This is a genomic window from Paenibacillus sp. 01T47 (assembly GCF_056398245.1).
In genome coordinates this window covers 865,977-882,127 of sequence record NZ_JBFTPA010000001.1, presented here as the reverse complement: position 1 = coordinate 882,127, position 16,151 = coordinate 865,977, and the positions used below count along the sequence as shown (strand labels likewise).

General features: G+C 42.4%; 15 protein-coding genes and 1 pseudogene. 4 read left to right on the top strand and 12 right to left on the bottom strand.

Going from position 1 to position 16,151, the window contains the following annotated elements:
- Positions 1-66 precede the first annotated feature (66 nt).
- Complete coding sequence (locus AC1DOV_RS03740) at positions 67-528, top strand: DinB family protein (protein WP_477549194.1); 462 nt, start codon at positions 67-69, stop codon at positions 526-528.
- Between the two features lie 460 nt (positions 529-988).
- Here the strand turns inward: AC1DOV_RS03740 and AC1DOV_RS03735 are convergent, their stop codons facing one another.
- Positions 989-1,873, bottom strand: coding sequence for a helix-turn-helix domain-containing protein (locus AC1DOV_RS03735; protein ID WP_441884150.1), 885 nt, complete (start codon positions 1,871-1,873; stop codon positions 989-991).
- A gap of 174 nt (positions 1,874-2,047) precedes the next feature.
- On the opposite strand from AC1DOV_RS03735, the gene AC1DOV_RS03730 reads away from it, so the two are divergent.
- On the top strand, positions 2,048-2,890 hold the full coding sequence (locus AC1DOV_RS03730) for a phytanoyl-CoA dioxygenase family protein (RefSeq protein ID WP_441884147.1): 843 nt from the start codon (positions 2,048-2,050) through the stop codon (positions 2,888-2,890).
- A 199-nt stretch (positions 2,891-3,089) separates the two neighbouring features.
- On the opposite strand, the gene AC1DOV_RS03725 is transcribed toward AC1DOV_RS03730, so the two are convergent.
- Entirely contained in the window at positions 3,090-3,650 is a 561-nt protein-coding gene (locus AC1DOV_RS03725) for a TetR/AcrR family transcriptional regulator (RefSeq protein WP_441884144.1), read from the bottom strand.
- Positions 3,651-3,850: 200 nt separating this feature from the next.
- Between AC1DOV_RS03725 and AC1DOV_RS03720 the strand changes: the two genes are divergently transcribed.
- Complete coding sequence (locus AC1DOV_RS03720) at positions 3,851-4,780, top strand: DsbA family protein (RefSeq protein ID WP_477549193.1); 930 nt, start codon at positions 3,851-3,853, stop codon at positions 4,778-4,780.
- Positions 4,781-4,799: 19 nt separating this feature from the next.
- On the top strand, positions 4,800-5,141 hold the full coding sequence (locus AC1DOV_RS03715; protein ID WP_477549192.1) for a monooxygenase: 342 nt from the start codon (positions 4,800-4,802) through the stop codon (positions 5,139-5,141).
- A 207-nt stretch (positions 5,142-5,348) separates the two neighbouring features.
- On the opposite strand, the gene AC1DOV_RS03710 is transcribed toward AC1DOV_RS03715, so the two are convergent.
- From AC1DOV_RS03710 to AC1DOV_RS03665, 10 genes and pseudogenes are all read right to left on the bottom strand, one after another.
- On the bottom strand, positions 5,349-6,056 hold the full coding sequence (locus tag AC1DOV_RS03710) for a DNA alkylation repair protein (RefSeq protein ID WP_477549191.1): 708 nt from the start codon (positions 6,054-6,056) through the stop codon (positions 5,349-5,351).
- A 406-nt stretch (positions 6,057-6,462) separates the two neighbouring features.
- On the bottom strand, positions 6,463-6,855 hold the full coding sequence (locus AC1DOV_RS03705) for an iron chaperone (RefSeq protein WP_477549190.1): 393 nt from the start codon (positions 6,853-6,855) through the stop codon (positions 6,463-6,465).
- A 22-nt stretch (positions 6,856-6,877) separates the two neighbouring features.
- Positions 6,878-7,228 carry a hypothetical protein gene (locus tag AC1DOV_RS03700; protein WP_477510476.1) on the bottom strand — a complete coding sequence of 117 codons (351 nt, stop codon included), beginning with the start codon at positions 7,226-7,228 and terminating at the stop codon, positions 6,878-6,880.
- A pseudogene (locus tag AC1DOV_RS03695) lies at positions 7,206-7,370 on the bottom strand (M48 metallopeptidase family protein); the annotation flags it as partial. The gene AC1DOV_RS03700 and the pseudogene AC1DOV_RS03695, both read right to left, overlap by 23 nt.
- Before the next feature lie 14 nt (positions 7,371-7,384).
- Positions 7,385-8,152, bottom strand: a complete 768-nt coding sequence (locus tag AC1DOV_RS03690) for an ABC transporter ATP-binding protein (RefSeq protein ID WP_477549189.1) — start codon at positions 8,150-8,152, stop codon at positions 7,385-7,387.
- An 11-nt stretch (positions 8,153-8,163) separates the two neighbouring features.
- Positions 8,164-10,503: an ABC transporter permease gene (locus AC1DOV_RS03685; protein ID WP_477549188.1), complete on the bottom strand. Its 2,340-nt coding sequence runs from the start codon at positions 10,501-10,503 to the stop codon at positions 8,164-8,166.
- Between the two features lie 17 nt (positions 10,504-10,520).
- On the bottom strand, positions 10,521-11,795 hold the full coding sequence (locus AC1DOV_RS03680) for an MFS transporter (RefSeq protein WP_477549187.1): 1,275 nt from the start codon (positions 11,793-11,795) through the stop codon (positions 10,521-10,523).
- The gene (locus tag AC1DOV_RS03675) at positions 11,785-12,447 is read right to left on the bottom strand and encodes a TetR/AcrR family transcriptional regulator (protein ID WP_477549186.1); all 663 of its coding nucleotides are present in this window, start codon (positions 12,445-12,447) and stop codon (positions 11,785-11,787) included. The genes AC1DOV_RS03680 and AC1DOV_RS03675 overlap by 11 nt, the downstream gene beginning before the upstream one ends.
- 260 nt (positions 12,448-12,707) lie before the next feature.
- The gene (locus AC1DOV_RS03670) at positions 12,708-14,759 is read right to left on the bottom strand and encodes a serine hydrolase domain-containing protein (RefSeq protein WP_477549185.1); all 2,052 of its coding nucleotides are present in this window, start codon (positions 14,757-14,759) and stop codon (positions 12,708-12,710) included.
- A 530-nt stretch (positions 14,760-15,289) separates the two neighbouring features.
- Positions 15,290-16,075 carry a TatD family hydrolase gene (locus tag AC1DOV_RS03665; RefSeq protein ID WP_477549184.1) on the bottom strand — a complete coding sequence of 262 codons (786 nt, stop codon included), beginning with the start codon at positions 16,073-16,075 and terminating at the stop codon, positions 15,290-15,292.
- Positions 16,076-16,151: the final 76 nt, after the last annotated feature.

Here is a 16,151-nt window from a genome sequence, read left to right as displayed (position 1 = left end):
GGTAATTTTGTTGTTATGCACGAATTTCAGTTGAAATAACGATTAAAATTTTAGGAGTGAAGTGCTATGATACATCTGTTTCGCTATAACTGGGTTGTTCGAGACGAATGGTTTGAATTATGTAATCAACTTTCCATAGAGCAATTGACGCTTAAGCGTATTGGAGGACCGGGCAGTATTCTTTACACACTGTTTCACATCGTTGATGTAGAATATAGTTGGATGCGCGGAATACAAGGTAAACCAGACATTCAAGTTCAGTTTGAAGACTATATGTCGCTCCAACAAGTGAAAGCACTATCCGATAGCTGGAACAAAGAAATGCGCGAATACCTAGATACATGGACAATCGAATTTGACCATGAACAGGTAACCATTCCGTGGAACGATGGACATTATACAAAAGGTGAAATCCTGCGTCATGTGATCGCTCACGAAATACACCATATGGGACAGCTCTCCGTCTGGATAAGAGAGCTTGGGCTAAAGCCAGTGTCAGCAAATGTGATTGGAAAAAATTTATCATAAAATAAAGTTAGGGATCATATTTAAAAAACTGGATAATCCATATGTCGAAGCTAAAAAACATAAATAGTGCTTCACCGGAGGAAGTAGCTGATTGGCTTGAGCATGATGTGAGGTATTAGAAAAAAACAGAGAGTCTATCGAGGACGAAGAAAAATAAATAAAAACAACGGTAGTTTTTAATAGATCGTTGCTTTTAGAATTAAATTTCTAAAAATCATCTATTATAATAAGATACCTCTATAATTGTTTATGGGTGTTGGATTTAACTTTAATTTGGGGGTGTTGGAAATAGATAACGGTGCTTTTGTTGCAATTTTTTCGAGTTTTATGGCAAACACTCCATAGCTTCATGCTCATCTACAACAATGTGAAAGAATGCTTGCCTTTTGTTTGAGAGCTTCGTCAGATTCCCCCTTTCATTTCTTACTGCTGTACTATCGTTTGACCGATCAAGCTAGTATCATCGACCCATTGTCCCCCTGCTGTACTCACCAGGAGTTATTCCTACTATCTTCTTGAATGCTTTAGAAAAATGATGAATATCTGAAAACCCACAATAACTTGCGATCTGCTCTTGTGTCAGCTTGGATGCAAGCAGCAGATCACAAGCATGATCTATGCGTGTTTTTAACAAATATTGATGCGGTGTTACACCGTACTGCATTTTAAATACATCGTTAAATCTTGAAGTAGATAGATTAGCTCTTCGCGCCATATCAACTACCGATAAAGGTTCGCTCAAGTTAAACGAAAAATAAGAAGTAATCCAATTTAATGCCTGCGGTGACATTTGCTTCACATGATTGGCAGGTATGTAATCCTCTAGTATGGAGGTGATCAATTCCATCATTCGGGTTTGTGCCTTCAATTGCATAATGGAGTCTTTATACTGCCAAAATTCCACCACTTGCAAAAATGTATCCCGAAATTTAGATGGATGACTTAGCTTCAGCTTCACCGGAATATGAGTTTGGAACTGCTCGTCCAATCTCGGCTGCATAAGATGCTGATAGGGGGTCAAATCCAATTGGCCCGCTCGTGTTGGGAAGCTTTGGTCGCTAGTCGTGCTATAAAATATATCAAAGTGTGCAAACGGCGTTACCGTATTCGTTGTCCCTTCCAAACGATTCACACTATTCGGCTGAATGAAACAAAACTCACCTTTTTCGAATGGATAGGCCACCCCATCAACTGTGAACAAGCATTCCCCTTCCTGTACATAGACAAGCAAGTAATCAAGCAAGCGGCGTTCCGGCAGTACCCACGGTTTTCGCAGCGCAAAATCGCACTCCCGTATATAGGGCACGATCCGGTGGTTCATCGTTGCATCCATGCCAGGTTTCATGAACATCCTCATCCTCTACTCGTAATTACTCACAGAATATCATATCTATCCCACAATTACAGTTGTTTTTGACAAACTTATTTGAAGCTTTGACAAAGCCAGATCATAGAAGAATCCTTTACACTGTATGTATTGCGAAGCTGAAACAAACACATACAATTAGGAGGAAATATGATGAATGAAAACAATAGGTTAAGCACGCTGCCCCTGCTTGAAGAAAGCTATTCTCTCACGCAAGAACAAATCGCTTCTTATCAAAAAGATGGCCATCTCTTTTTAAAAAATGTCGCATCCGCAGAAATGATAGAAACGTATGAACCAATCATTAGTGACTTGGTATTTAAGCACAATTACCATGATAAACCGGTCTCTGAACGGGATACTTACGGCAAAGCTTTTATACAAGTAGGCAACCTTTGGGAGATGAGTGAGGCTGCAGCTGCATTCACACTGGCAAAACGTTTTGCAAGAATAGCTGCAGAATTAATGGGTGTTGAGGGTGTCCGGATTTATCATGATCAAGCATTATTCAAAGAACCTGGCGGCGGTCATACGCCATGGCATCAAGACCAAATTTATTGGCCTTTCGATACCAATAATACCATTACGCTGTGGATGCCGCTGGTCCCTATTCCTGAAGAAGTGGGTACAATGAACTTTGCTTCCGGCACCAATCATTTGGGTTATGTCAGCAGGCAAGAAATTTCGGATGAATCACATAAAACCCTTGGTCAATTCATCGAAGGACGCAGCATTCCTCAAGTAAATTACGGTGCTATGGCGGCTGGAGACGCTACCTTCCATGCAGGTTGGACCATCCACTCTGCTCCGGGTAATCCAACTGACCATATGCGCAAGGTGATGACCATTATCTACTATGCAGACGGTACACTCGTTGGTGAGCCAGACAGCAAGGCAAGACGCTCTGATCTTGAAAATTGGCTGCCAGGCTGCAAGCCGGGCGGAATCGCAGCGAGTATTAAAAATCCGTTGGTTTATAAGAGGGAAAACGAATAATAAATAGTTTTAATAAAACAAAAAGAAGAGGGGCTGCGTGCACCCCTCTTCTTGATTTATTCAAATATACCCTGACTTGTTTTAACTCTTTAAGCTTCTTCTAATTATTATACAGCTCACTCTTAGTCTTATTTGTTTTCACACTAGCTTTCTTAAGAGCCGATTTCACAAGAGATTTCAAATAGCTATTCAATTCCCCTTACATTCTATCAATTCCAGTCCGTATATAAGGAATCGCTAATTTGATAAATTCTTCCGGCGGTGTCTTGTGACTATTTCTTCGCCATTCTACAGAAACCCCATAAATTCCCCAGCTTAATAGGACAGCTGTAAGTTTTAGAGCTTCATCCTTCTCCGCTTTATGCTGCTTTAACAACATTTTATAAAAAATAATTTCAAGCTGTTCCCTAATAATACGGGCAATGGTATCTTCGTAGCCTCTATGGCAACGACTGGATAATGACTTTTGAAAATTTGTTACAGCTTCAAAGATGCTAACAAATACTTCTTCATTTAGTTCGTCATTTTGATAAAAGTCATAATTCAAATTGACTAACAATACTTCTGACAGTACTTTTTCCAATAAGTTGTGTATATCTTCAAAATGATAATAAAAAGTTGCACGATTAATCATCGCTTCTGTAGTTATATCTTTTATCGTAATATCTTTAAATTCCTTTTTCCCTGAAAGTTCAATGAAAGAATCCATAATTAATTTGCGGGTACGTAGAACTCGGGGGTCCGACTTTGATTCTGTCATTTTGTTAACCTCCTACTTTTTAAACAACTTCTTAAATGTGTTGTATAAACGACACATCCGCAGAACTATTGGTGTTGATGATTTTTATTATGATTTAAAATTTAATTGCAAGCAAATAAATATGTATTTCGCTAGCGAGGTATAAGTATTTGCTTTTCATCGCTTATCTTTACTTATTAAAAGAGAAATGAGGAATTAAAATGGGGAACAATAATAATATGGTTTGTGATCTACAAACAGGCGTATGCGGAGTAGCTGAAGAGGAGGAAGTGGAGATTATTGATTTTAATCAGCCCACAAAAACAGTTAATCTTTACTATGTAACCGATCCTATTTGTTCGCATTGCTGGGCGCTTGAACCTGTGCTTCGTCGTTTTGTAGAGCAATACGGGAACTTTTTTAACTTTCATACGGTTATGGGCGGTTTGCTGGAAAAATGGCATGATGGACCAATCGATCCGGCAAACGGCATTCATAAACCAGCCGATGTGGCCCCTCACTGGAGAGAAGTTGGAGAGCATTCAAGAATGCCAATTGATGGGACTTTAATGATAGATAATCCAGTTCAATCATCCTACCCGCCTTCTCGTGTATTTAAGGTGATTCAAAAAAATCATACTGATGCAAAAGCAACAGAATATTTGCGTCGTTCAAGAGAAGCACTGTTTGCATTTAATCAAAATATATCAGATAAATCGGTTATGATTGAAATCGCAAATCATATCGGCCTTGATGGAAAAGCAATTGTAAACGAAGCTGAACAACAGGTCGGTCTTCAATTGTTACATGAAGATTTTGATCTAGTTAGAAGGTTGGGTGTCAGAGGTTTCCCTACCATTATTATGACTAATGAGGAGAATAAGGGCGTAAAAATTGTTGGCAGCCGTCCGTTGGATAACTATGTTGACGGTTTGAAAAAAGTTCTGAATCTCGAAGATTTACAACCCAAACCAATCGCTTCCCTTTCTGACTTGCTTGAAAAAGAAAAGCTTCTTTTCTCCAAAGAAATTGAAGTCATGTATGATGTTGAACAAGCAGTCGTAAAATTTTTTATTGAACAAGAGCTTCCAACAAATCATTATCAAGTGAATGAAATTTTAGGAGAATTATATTTTACCGCTACTAAATAAACAAAGGGAAGTGACTATAATGTCGTACGTATTACAAGTGGATTTTAAAATGATTGGTCCGTTCGGAGATGAGATGGCAGAGGCGTTTTCTGATTTAGCAAAAATTATCAACGAAGAAGATGGATTCATATGGAAAATCTGGACAGAAAATTCCGAAAAAAATGAAGCCGGTGGAACTTATTTGTTTGAAACAAAAGAAACGGCTGAAAAATATAACATTATGCACACTAGCAGATTAGTTGACTTTGGTATAACAGATATCAATGCTAAAATCTTTTCCGTCAATCCCAAACTTACTGAAATCAATAAGGGACCTGCTTATTGCAATGAGAATTCTAGTCCGGGAAATCCTACTTCATAGTTATCCCTAGCGTAGAATACGTTCGGGCTTTAAATGGCTCTTAAAATGCTAATTACTAACGAGCGACACAAAGCACTCCACATGTGTGGAGTGCTTAACATAGCGATATAAACTATTACAAAGCTATTACCTTCTTCAGCTCGACTTCCGTCAGAATAACCTTGTATTACTTGCTCGCTAGCGCCATAACAATCCACGAAGTAACCTTTAGCATCTTACATGCTTGCGTTTGAAGCCAAGCCGCTGTTTATCAACTGCTTTTTGAAGCTGTTCAGATGCGACCAAAAAACTGTTTTTTTTCTTGTCCCGATTAACTTCTACCGGACCAACTTCCAATGCAATATCCATTGCTTTATCATGGAGCCGCATGTAGGATACCCCTACTGTGTAAATAAAATTATTCATTGCATATTTTGTTCGTTCGGGAGCATCATGAATCGTATTTTTCACAGTTTCGAGCAGATAGGCCATTTTGCTTTCGGTAAATTCATCATCCGGCCGACTCCCCAAAAGCCAGCAGTAACAACTCCAGCCCGCAGACATTTTCAGTTCTTCTCCGCTTTCGATCCACTTGTCAGCCACTTCTTGTGCAATATCGGCTTCTGCCAAGGTTACCGCAACAACATAGTCGGACAGCATATAAAAATAAGCTCCATCCATCCAACGGTCATAATCCGCTTCCGTCATCGCATTGGGATCTGCAATAATTCCGGCAAAATACATGGCGTCGTAGTTCCCTGTAGCATAAAGCTGCTCAGCCAACGGTTGATTTATTTTTGTTTTTTTGAAAATGGGCTTCATTTGGCCTGTAGCAACACCAAAAAGCGGTTCCTGTGCGCCATTGGATTGGTATATTTTTTTAGTTCGATCCTTGCCAAGAGCTTCAAGCTCCTGCATAACCATTTCTAAATTCATTGTTTTACACTCCCTTTTGAGATTTCACCGTCTTCTCCTACACCAGCAGTTTGTTTCAGTTGCATTAGTAACTTTTCATCCTATTTCAATGACCTTCTATGAAAAAACCACAGATCAGTAAGATTTTATTTAACCTTAAAAATCATTTTTCGCGTCCGTTTCACATCAAAACCTCAACGAAGACAAGTATATGTTACCACTATTTGAGCACAGAGAATATGAAATGAAGTTAAAAAATCTTTCCTTACTAGAGCTCAACTACATGAACCTTACATGGGATTATATCTAGCTTCGGCACTTCATGCTTGAACCTGCCCCAATACCTTATTCGAAAATGTCGTTCAAACGAAAAATATGCCCCAGAGAAAATTCTCTGAGGCATTTATTCAATGGAGCATCTCTGCTCCTATTTCTTTTTCTTCACTTTCTTGTTCGCGGCTTTTTCAATATTCTCAGCAACTCTGTATTTTACGATCTCACCAATTAATTCGTAAGGTATAGGCTCGTCTAAAGGGAAGCTAATCGACCCTTTTGCCCCTTTATACGGGGATAATTGCTGTTTAAAGGCCTCAATTCCGCTTGGAGCCGGATACAAGCCGATATGATTTTTGTATGCTGCAAAATGAACAAGGTTCCCAAGGAACACGAAGGTCGGCATTTGATAGCTGATTTTTTCTGTCGCTTCTGGTGCAGCCACTTTAATCACGCCTCTTATCTTCTCCAAAATGTCCTGAATCTCAGGAGAATAATGGGCGATATACTGATCAATTGTCTCAAATGTGATTTTATTGCCTTCCATGGCTGCTCCTTTCGGGCCTTCGTTATTTGCGGCGCTTCTGGGCCATTCTCGAATAAATGATAAATGCTGCGACAAGCATGCTAATGAAACCAACATTTTCTGCCGGTCCCTGTTCCATCCCAAATACCATACAAAGATTCGTAATAAGGCTTTTTACAAGCAGTGCTATGACAATCAGCATTAACGGACGAATAAAATTATATTTCTTCATCTTTAGTACCACTCCTGACGACGCCCATAGTAGATCAGCTCCCGCTAAAACTAGCAATTGAAATCGCTTTAATAGGAGCAATCCCGGCAAGTATACCAGTTTCCAGCCTGATCGTCCAACCTTTCCGCGCAGCTGGCTTCTACAAGGTCCTCGCCTGTCCATGCCTTGCCAGAAACTCCTCATTTTCTTTGTAATCCGGAATGATGCTTCCTACGAGTCGCCAATAAGAACTATGATTTATATGGGTAAGATGGCAAAGCTCAAGGATGATTATATAGTCGATCACCTCAATAGGAGCCATCGCACCAGATTCCCCCATTATATCCCCATCTTTAACAGCCAAGCAGAAAGCTTTTCCTCCCGCCCCTTAACATCGTCGCTATCAAAATGATATTTCCCTAAATACTGCTCGCCAACAATCTCTCCATCCTCCATCAACAGGACGCGCTCGGTTTTGGCAGCGACCTTGACGTCGTGCGTGACCAGCAGTATGGTGGTTCCGGATTGGTTGATACTGCCAAGCAGCTCCATGATGTCAGATGTCGCTTTCGAGTTTAGTGCTCCCGTCGGCTCATCTCCGAGAATAATCTTCGGCTGGTTCATGAGCGCCCGGCAAATGCTCACCCGTTGGAGCTGTCCGCCGGAAGCCTGCGTTATATCGCGGTCTGCGAGCGCAGAGATTCCTGTTTTCTTCATCAACTCCTCCGCTCGCAGGCGAATGGAGTCCCGGCTCTCTTTGGCTGCAAAATATTCGGAGAGAATGATATTATCGAGCATGCTGAGATTTTTGAGGAGATGGATCTGCTGAAAAATAAACCCCATTTTGTTCTGGCGCAGCTGATCCAATTCCTTCTCTGAAAGGGAGGAAATATTTTGCCCATCAAACAAGACTTGTCCGGAAGTCATCCGATCCATTCCGCTAATTGTGTAGAGCAAGGTCGACTTTCCCGAGCCTGACGCCCCCATGACGGCAACGAACTCGCCCTCGTGTATCTGCAGATTAATATTTTTCAGTACGGCTTGTTCTTGCCCTTTGCTTATTGAATAGGTTTTATTCAGGTCTGTAATCTCCAATATGTGGTTCATGCTTTATCCCCTCATTCGGTTATCATTCTCGTCATGCTGTATTTTTTCATCGATAGCGTGCCTACCAGCGTTGCAATGGTGACAACTAAACCAAGAGCTAATGGATACAAGAAATAAGATACCCATGGGTTCGTCACAAACTGGATATTGGAGGCTCCCATCGAAGACATCAGCAAACCTACCAGACTTTGCCCAAACGTATGGGCCATAAGCGTACCCATGAGAATACCGCCTGCAAGCACAACCAGTATCCGTATCACGTACTGCTTTCGAATATGTGCGGCGGCAATACCAAGGCTTCTCATAATGGCGATGCCGGAATAATCTTTTGCGGTCAGCAGCTTTAAGAAAAGCGAAGTAATCAGAATGGAGATAAACACAGCAATGATAACGGCAAGTACCGTAACCATCTTGATCTGCTTAATCGTCGAGCCGAGTGTCTGATGCATATAATCTTGGAGATGCGTCACTTTCACCCCTGGAAAAAGACCCGTATATTCGGTTATTTTGGCCCCTATATCGCTGCCATGTCTAATGTCCGCATTAAGGGTATACCAGAGTACATCCTCCGGTTGATAGGGCAGCAGCGCTTTGGCTGTTTTGCCGCCATTGGTCACGTCCTGATAAATGCCGCTAACGGTCATCTCATGCTGCTTACCGTTAATGACTAATATCAGCGCGTCTCCCACTTTTTTCGACAGAGCGTCAGCGTTCAGACTGGAGAGAGCCATATCGTTTTTGTTGATAGGAGCGTTGCCGCTGCTGTATTTCAATGGAAAAATGGAGAAATCCCCCGTTTCAACCTGTATGCTCTCTAATGCTCCTTCACTTCCTACGACGCTGTATTTACTCGTCACGAGCGGAGAAAATTTCACGATATCCGTATCTTGAGCAAGGTAATGCTGAACTTCGTCAAATCTATCCTGCATGTGATCGGATTGCTGCAAATCCATTCGCATATCACTTTGTCCGACCCCCATATACGCAACGAAGCTAGGTGACTGCATCGTATGCAGGAAATTGACCGGAACAATGATGATGAAGAAGCAAATGACAAAAATAATAAACAATAAAAGATACATTTTAAACCGTCCGACGACATCTTTCAGCGCCAAAAATACGTTAACACTAGGAATTCTGCTTTTATAAAGCGGCAACCGCTTCGTATTCACCTTAAGCTCGCCCATCGCACCGGCTCGCAGCGCTTCAACCGCCGAGATTTTATGAAATCGTCTCAGCACAAGGGTGCAGAAGAGCAGAACGAAAGCAAACACCAATCCAGCTACCAAAATAGGAATCAAGCTTTGTAGAATGCTTTGCGGAGCAATCCCGATATACAACGCCATATTGGATAGGAATAGCGGACGAATACAAAGGGAAACCACATATCCGAAAAGACTAGCGCCCCCCGCCAGAACAATATATTTGGTCAGATAGATGTTGCGAATATGCTGTTGACGGATGCCGAAGGCTTTCATAACGCCAATCTCTTTATAATCCTCTTCCAGCGTGGTCAGTATGGTGAACCGCAGACACAGCACCGCAATAAGAATTAATAAGCTGCTGACCAGAAAAATGATGACGGCGACCACCCCGTCCGTTAATGCATGAAGCATCTGGAACAAGGAATAGTCAATAGCAGGGCCTTTTGCCGGTAATCCGGCTGACTGGTATGCTGTCTTGAATTCATTGAGCTTGCTTAGTTCCTTAAGCTGAAATGCAATCATATACTCGATTTCTCCGGTCATACTCTTCAACGTTTCATGATCCGCTGCGCTTACGACGAATCGCTTGGAGCTGATAATCGAAGGATTCATTTGAACATCCCGCACAAAGTCTGTAATGGTGAACGTCATGTCTGATGATCCAGCCGAAACTCGAATCGTATCGCCCAGGTTCAAATGATGCTGCTGCCTATAATAAATAGGAACCGCAATCTCCCCGTCCAAAACCTCAATTCGCTTATTATCTAATGTAAGTAAATAATCAAAGCTCTTGTTCTGCACGACAAAGCCGTTATCCATTACGCTGCTGCTATCGGCTTCCTGATTGTCGCCAAAATAGAGATTAGCATTGTCGATCACCAGCATTTCAGAGATTTGTTCACTCTTGACAAGGGAGTTCTCTGCCGCAAAGCTCTGAATGGCAGCTCTATCCACGGGTCCGGCGTGCATCTGCACGTAGTGCGGCGCACTAGATACAGTAAACAAATGGTTAATCGAGCGAAATAGCTGCGTCATCATCGTTGTCCCGCTGGAAGCAAGCAGCACAGACAGCATAATGAACACGAAAAGGATAATCGTAATCGCCTTATTTCGTTTAAAATCTTTTTTTAATATTTTCGCTAGCATGTCAGCCCCTCCTTTCCTTACTTTGTCTCCAGCGCCCGAATCGACTTCATCCTTGCCATTACAAGTGCTAAAACGATGACCAAAACGCCAGAAATAATAAATAACAAGCCGATACCGCGCCCTTGGCCGCTGCCAATCCATTTTCCAACCGTGGAGGCTAGAAGCCCTCCTTCATCCATTAGAGGATTAAATATATGGTCGGATAAAAGACCCGCCGATGCATACGCAGCGACATAGCCGAATTGGGAGACCACTCCGATCATTCCCCAAGCTCTGCCTTGTGCTTCGTTTGGTATATTTGTTCGAATCAATACATCCGCGCTTGTATTAACGAAGGGCAAGGTTGCAAAAAACAGAAAGCCCGCGGCTGCGATTACGTAAATATTCGATGATACTCCAATAAGCGAGAAGAAAATACCAGCGACCAAAAGACCGACCGACAGCACGCGCGTATACCGCTGATTAACGTTGAAGACGCCAATAAACAAGCTGCCAAGCAGCAGCCCTGTCGCACTGACCGATTGGACGATCCCTAATGTCTTGGCATTAGATAACGGAAGCACCATGGGCGTAAATAAGGTTTGCAAAATGCCCATATAAAAGGTGACTACGGTCAGCAGCAGCGTAAGCGCTAAGACTCCTTTTCTAGATACAAGAACTTGCCAGCCCTCTTTCAAGTCCTTTGCTAAGCTGAACTGCTTCTTGCTGACAGATTTAGTAACCAGGCTTCGGCGAACGGCAGAAATCGTAATAATCGTGATAAATACCGTGCTTATATCGATAATCAGAAGTGCTTCGATATCCACCACAGCAAGCAGCATGCCCGCGAGAAGAGGGGAAAATAAATACTTAGAAGAGCCGGCAAGCTGCACAAGTCCACTCGCTTTCGCAAACTGTTCTTCGGGCAGCAAATCGGTAATCGTCGCTTTATAAGCCGGATCGGTCAACGATGCGAATATAGAGCTGATCGTCACCCCCACACAGAGCTGCCAAAGCTGTGCCTCGCCAGAGAACATGACGATTACAATATAAATGAGCCCAAGCGCCGAACCCCCATCACCTAGCAGCATCATGAGCCGTCGATCGAATCGGTCAGCCAATACCCCGCCAACAGGACTTAACAGGATCATCGGCAAAAAGGTGCACAGCGTTACCAGCGACACCGCCGTGGCGGAATGGGTCGTCTGGAAGACATAAACCCCTAAGCCGAACGCGGTTAAGCCGCTTCCGATACTAGAGACAAGTTCTCCCAACCATAAAATGATAAATTTTCGAAAAGCATTATTGGCCATTTGGCTTACCGTCTACCGGGTCCGCTTGCTCAAAGAGTCTTGCCACGTACGCGAAGCTGCCTTTCTCTGCTCCAAGCAACGTTTCCATGGCATAAATGAAGCCTTGAATTTTTTGAGATATCTCCTGCGGCTGCCAGTTGAATATGCCCTCATCAAATAGGGTTACAGCAGACACAAGCAGTAGCTCTATTGCTTCCTTCGGATATGGCGTGGCAAACAGCTTTTCTCTTATTCCTTGTTGTGTAACCTCCTGCAAAATAGGAGTCAGCTTGCGCACCGTCTCTGACAAGCTTTTTTGATGCATTTGGGCGTTATTGACGTCATGCAGCGTATCCATCAGCTTGCTTTTGGGGCTGCTAGATGCCGGCTTTTGAGCTAGCATAATGTATAGAAACTTTTCGTGGACGGTAAGGCTAGCGTTGGCTGCGATTTCTTTGGCTGCCAGCACCCCGCTATCCACAATTCTGACGACGATTGCATCCATCACTTCTTCTTTCGATTTGAAGTAATAGTAGAAGGTTCCTTTTGCAATTCCGATTTCTTTCAAAATATCGTTGATCGTCGTCTTGTCGTAACCCTTGGTATGGAATAAAGCTTCCGCAGTATCCAATATTTCATTTTTCCGTTCTTCCGGCTCTTTGAGCGTTCTCATGAAAACTCCTCCGTTCTCTAGACCGACCGTCAGTCTATGAAAGGATTATAATATATGATCCTTATTTTGTAAATAAGGAGAATGAAGCGGGGTAACACAGCCGAATGAGTAATACGCAAAAAAGACGCATAAGAGCTCTGCTCTCTGCGCCTTATTGGTGATGGTACCTGCAATCATGTGGAAACAGTTGAAGGCTATACAAAACAGTTATAATAGCTGGCCAAATCTGCATATGAATCTAGTTTATACTTATCAACTCTCTATTTCACTAGCGTAATACCGAAAGCAGATCCCGCATTTCCAGCAAATACGATATATCCGTTCGCAGGCAGTACGACTTCATTTTTACCGCTAATGACCGTATTATTCACCAGTGCACCCGCTTCATCGTATACCATAAAACCACCTTTAGCTGGCATCTTGACTACCATTTTCTTGCCAGCAGCTGTTTCGGGAACGCTGAACCATCTAGCATAACCGTCAGCTTGAATTGTAGTTATCGACGATTTGCCTTTATACAGCGGCTTCACTCCATCCTCGCTCATATACACGGTTGCAGCCGCATTAAGGTACTCTACGCTCTCTTTAGCATAAAAAAGAATACTCAGTGTATCTCGGCCTGCTGTTCCAGGAATCTGATGCTGGCTCTCAGCCGTATTGGCACCTGTTATTTTTATATCATTGAAATAGCCTTGGCTTGTCTTTATTGTTGGCCTAATCATGTTCATATTGGCAATGGAACTGAATTTCTCGTTGACTGGATAGTAGGATTTGCCTTCTCTTTTTGCCCACGCATCTGCCGTTTCTTTATCCAGCACTGCACCTTCCAATTTCTCCGCTTTGTATTCAGAAAATGCAAGCTGGCCTAATTCAGGTACTGAAACATACTGGCTCATCCATAAATAAGTCCGTCCGTTGCTTTCTTTTACAAAACTAACCTTCGTGCTTCCATCTTCATCAACAAAAGTTCCATCCTTGGTGTATATAAATTTCTGATCTGGAGCAACCATTCCTGACAACGACAGTTCCCCGTCTTTTATTGCTACATTCCACTGATCGCCTTGAGTACTGTAATAACCTGCGTACTTCGCAAGATCTTTTGGCATGTCAGCCTTAACCGGTTTGCCAAATGATTTATCTGGCTTGATCTCTTTAATTACGCCCTTCTCTTTCATCGCCTGAAGGAGCAATTCACTCGCTAGCAGCTGATTTATTGAGGAGCTACCGCCTGATGTAATGACTGCTGCAGCCATGTTCTGCTCGGGAAGCACGACGAAGGAGGAATGATACATCTGTGTGTCTCCTCCTTTGACGAGGGCTTTTATACCATAATCATTGAAAGGGAATAAGCGTACGCTATCCCAACCAAGTCCGTAGTCCATCGAGTTATCCGCTTCTTCGGGCCATAATCCCTTCCTATACTCTTCTTGCTCCATGGCCTGTGATGATTTGATGGAGAGTACGTCCGCTCTCTTCCCAGTAAAGATTTGCGAGAATCGAACCAAATCCTCCGCAGTAGAGTAGACTCCGCCTGTACCAATCGCATTGGTCGTCTCCGTTGGAAGCTGGCCCTCATAGGTAGGAGAGTAAAGGCCGGCGAATTTGCTCGTCTCTACCATGTCTTGTGGCGTCATGGTATGGTTCATACCCAAAGGCACAGCAAAATTGTCATGAATGAATGCAGTAAATGTCTTTTTACTGACTCTTTCTACAAGAATTTCTGCGAGCGTGAATCCATCATTACAATACACTGAAAAAGCTCCCGGTTCTGCCTTTAATTTCTGTGTAGACAAGTTCTTTAGCAGCGAATCGTGTACGTATGTATCTGGATCATTAAATAAAAATGCACTGTTTAAACTCGAACCCTGCAAACCAGATGAGTGATTCAACAACATGCGTGGAGTAATCTTTTTATAACGTTCATCTTCCATCTTAAAATCCGTAATATAGTGTACGACGGGGGTATCGAGATTGATCTTACCTTCATCCACTAATTTCATGACTGCTGACGCGGTAAACATTTTGCTCGTAGAGCCAATACCATAGATGGTTTCCTTCGTTAAAGGGATTTTTCCTTCTATGTCGTTAACTCCTGATTGTCCCGATACTTTGATCACTCCATTATCGATCAAGGCATACTGCACGCTAGGTATTCCATATTGTTCAGTTAGAAGTGCCGCTTTCTCAGAAGCAATCTTCTCTAGCGTCTTAGAAGAAACCGAAGCTACGGTGCTGGAAGCCATTGCGTTTGTAGGAATAAGCGGGGTCAGAACTAAGGCCGCTGCAAGCGTCCATATAACTCTCTTTTTCATATCATCCACATCCCTTTTTCTCTCATTTTGTACGATTACGAATTTTTATGATTCAATTCTAGCCTGTACTGTGTCTCCTTTCTTACCGTCATTCTAGCATTCCAGTCTTACACGCTATTAAACTTAACCTTAATTCCATCTACGATATTTAGAAAACAGTTAAGTTTCTGTTAAGGCTTGCTCCATAATTGAGTAGTGTTCTGAAAATAAAAAAAACCGCGTTAATCGCGGTTGGGATAAAACAATGTTTTATATGTCATTTCTATTAGTAAAATTTATTTGGATCCTTATATACTTCATCATCTGTATTTAGATTCAATCTTATTTTATGATTTGTATATGAAATAGAATAACTCAATTTTTCTCTCTGTTCATGTTTTGTTAATCTCTTAAATTTATTTCCACTAACCATCATATCAAAATAAATCGTATTGTCCTTATCCATATGCCAGGCCGTTGTTTTTATTATCTGATAGACAGTGAAAAAGTTCTATATCAAAGTTGGTCTGGCGCCTCTTATCTCTTAGCTCTTATAAACCAAAAAATTCCTCAGACGTTTTTCTCGTAGCCTCAGCTACCTCTTCTACTGGTTTTCCTATACACCGTGATACAGTTTGCAAAATGTGTGGTAAGAAAGCCGGCTCATTCCGTCCATCCTGCGGCTTCCCTTTCAAATCCCGTGGCGTTAAAAATGGCCCATCCGTCTCGATCATGAGCCGGTCCAGCGGAATCATCCTTACAAGCTCTTTCAGGTGTTTGCCTCTTCGCTCATCACAAATCCAGCCTGTGATTCCAATATGGAATCCCATTTCGAGATAAGCCTTAAGTTCTGGCAAAGTCCCCGTAAAACAATGGACGACCGCTTTCCGAACCGATTGTTCCTTAAGAATGGCTATAAAATCCGAAAATGCTTCCCGCTCATGCAGAAACAGCGGCATATCCTGCTCAAGCGCTAAATCAATTTGCTTGGCAAACCATTTGCGTTGTACATCCCGTGGAGAGAAATCTCGGTTATAATCTAGTCCGCATTCTCCGATAGCAACCACCTGTGGCTGTGCCGCCAGTTGTTTGAGCTGCTTCATTGTCGCATCTGTACAGCTCTTCGCATCGTGTGGATGAACACCCGCAGTAGAGTACAGCTTTCCGGGTAAACGACCTGCATAGCGGGCAGCTTCCATGCTGTTCCTCAAGCTTGTTCCCGTAATAACAAGTGGAGAAACCCCATTTGCTTCCGCCCTTTCAACCACCTGTTCACGATCTTGATTATACAATCGATGCATCAAGTTGACGCCAATATCTATAATTTTATGCTCCATTTTTTATTTGCTCCGTTCGATTTCATTTCTTGTTGCTTCTAATGTACATACATACTCACCACATCCAAATTATTCT

Excerpts from the sequence above, each read along its gene's own strand:
- AC1DOV_RS03705 (WP_477549190.1), bottom strand. The coding sequence starts at position 6,855 with ATGGAAGGCAATAAAATCACATTTGAGACAATTGATCAGTATATCGCC.
- AC1DOV_RS03700 (WP_477510476.1), bottom strand. The coding sequence starts at position 7,228 with ATGGACAGGCGAGGACCTTGTAGAAGCCAGCTGCGCGGAAAGGTTGGA.
- AC1DOV_RS03740 (WP_477549194.1), top strand. The coding sequence starts at position 67 with ATGATACATCTGTTTCGCTATAACTGGGTTGTTCGAGACGAATGGTTT.
- AC1DOV_RS03670 (WP_477549185.1), bottom strand. The coding sequence starts at position 14,759 with ATGAAAAAGAGAGTTATATGGACGCTTGCAGCGGCCTTAGTTCTGACC.
- AC1DOV_RS03715 (WP_477549192.1), top strand. The coding sequence starts at position 4,800 with ATGTCGTACGTATTACAAGTGGATTTTAAAATGATTGGTCCGTTCGGA.
- AC1DOV_RS03685 (WP_477549188.1), bottom strand. The coding sequence starts at position 10,503 with ATGCTAGCGAAAATATTAAAAAAAGATTTTAAACGAAATAAGGCGATT.
- AC1DOV_RS03730 (WP_441884147.1), top strand. The coding sequence starts at position 2,048 with ATGAATGAAAACAATAGGTTAAGCACGCTGCCCCTGCTTGAAGAAAGC.
- AC1DOV_RS03725 (WP_441884144.1), bottom strand. The coding sequence starts at position 3,650 with ATGACAGAATCAAAGTCGGACCCCCGAGTTCTACGTACCCGCAAATTA.
- AC1DOV_RS03675 (WP_477549186.1), bottom strand. The coding sequence starts at position 12,447 with ATGAGAACGCTCAAAGAGCCGGAAGAACGGAAAAATGAAATATTGGAT.
- AC1DOV_RS03735 (WP_441884150.1), bottom strand. The coding sequence starts at position 1,873 with ATGAAACCTGGCATGGATGCAACGATGAACCACCGGATCGTGCCCTAT.
- AC1DOV_RS03720 (WP_477549193.1), top strand. The coding sequence starts at position 3,851 with ATGGGGAACAATAATAATATGGTTTGTGATCTACAAACAGGCGTATGC.
- AC1DOV_RS03680 (WP_477549187.1), bottom strand. The coding sequence starts at position 11,795 with ATGGCCAATAATGCTTTTCGAAAATTTATCATTTTATGGTTGGGAGAA.
- AC1DOV_RS03690 (WP_477549189.1), bottom strand. The coding sequence starts at position 8,152 with ATGAACCACATATTGGAGATTACAGACCTGAATAAAACCTATTCAATA.
- AC1DOV_RS03665 (WP_477549184.1), bottom strand. The coding sequence starts at position 16,075 with ATGGAGCATAAAATTATAGATATTGGCGTCAACTTGATGCATCGATTG.
- AC1DOV_RS03710 (WP_477549191.1), bottom strand. The coding sequence starts at position 6,056 with ATGAATTTAGAAATGGTTATGCAGGAGCTTGAAGCTCTTGGCAAGGAT.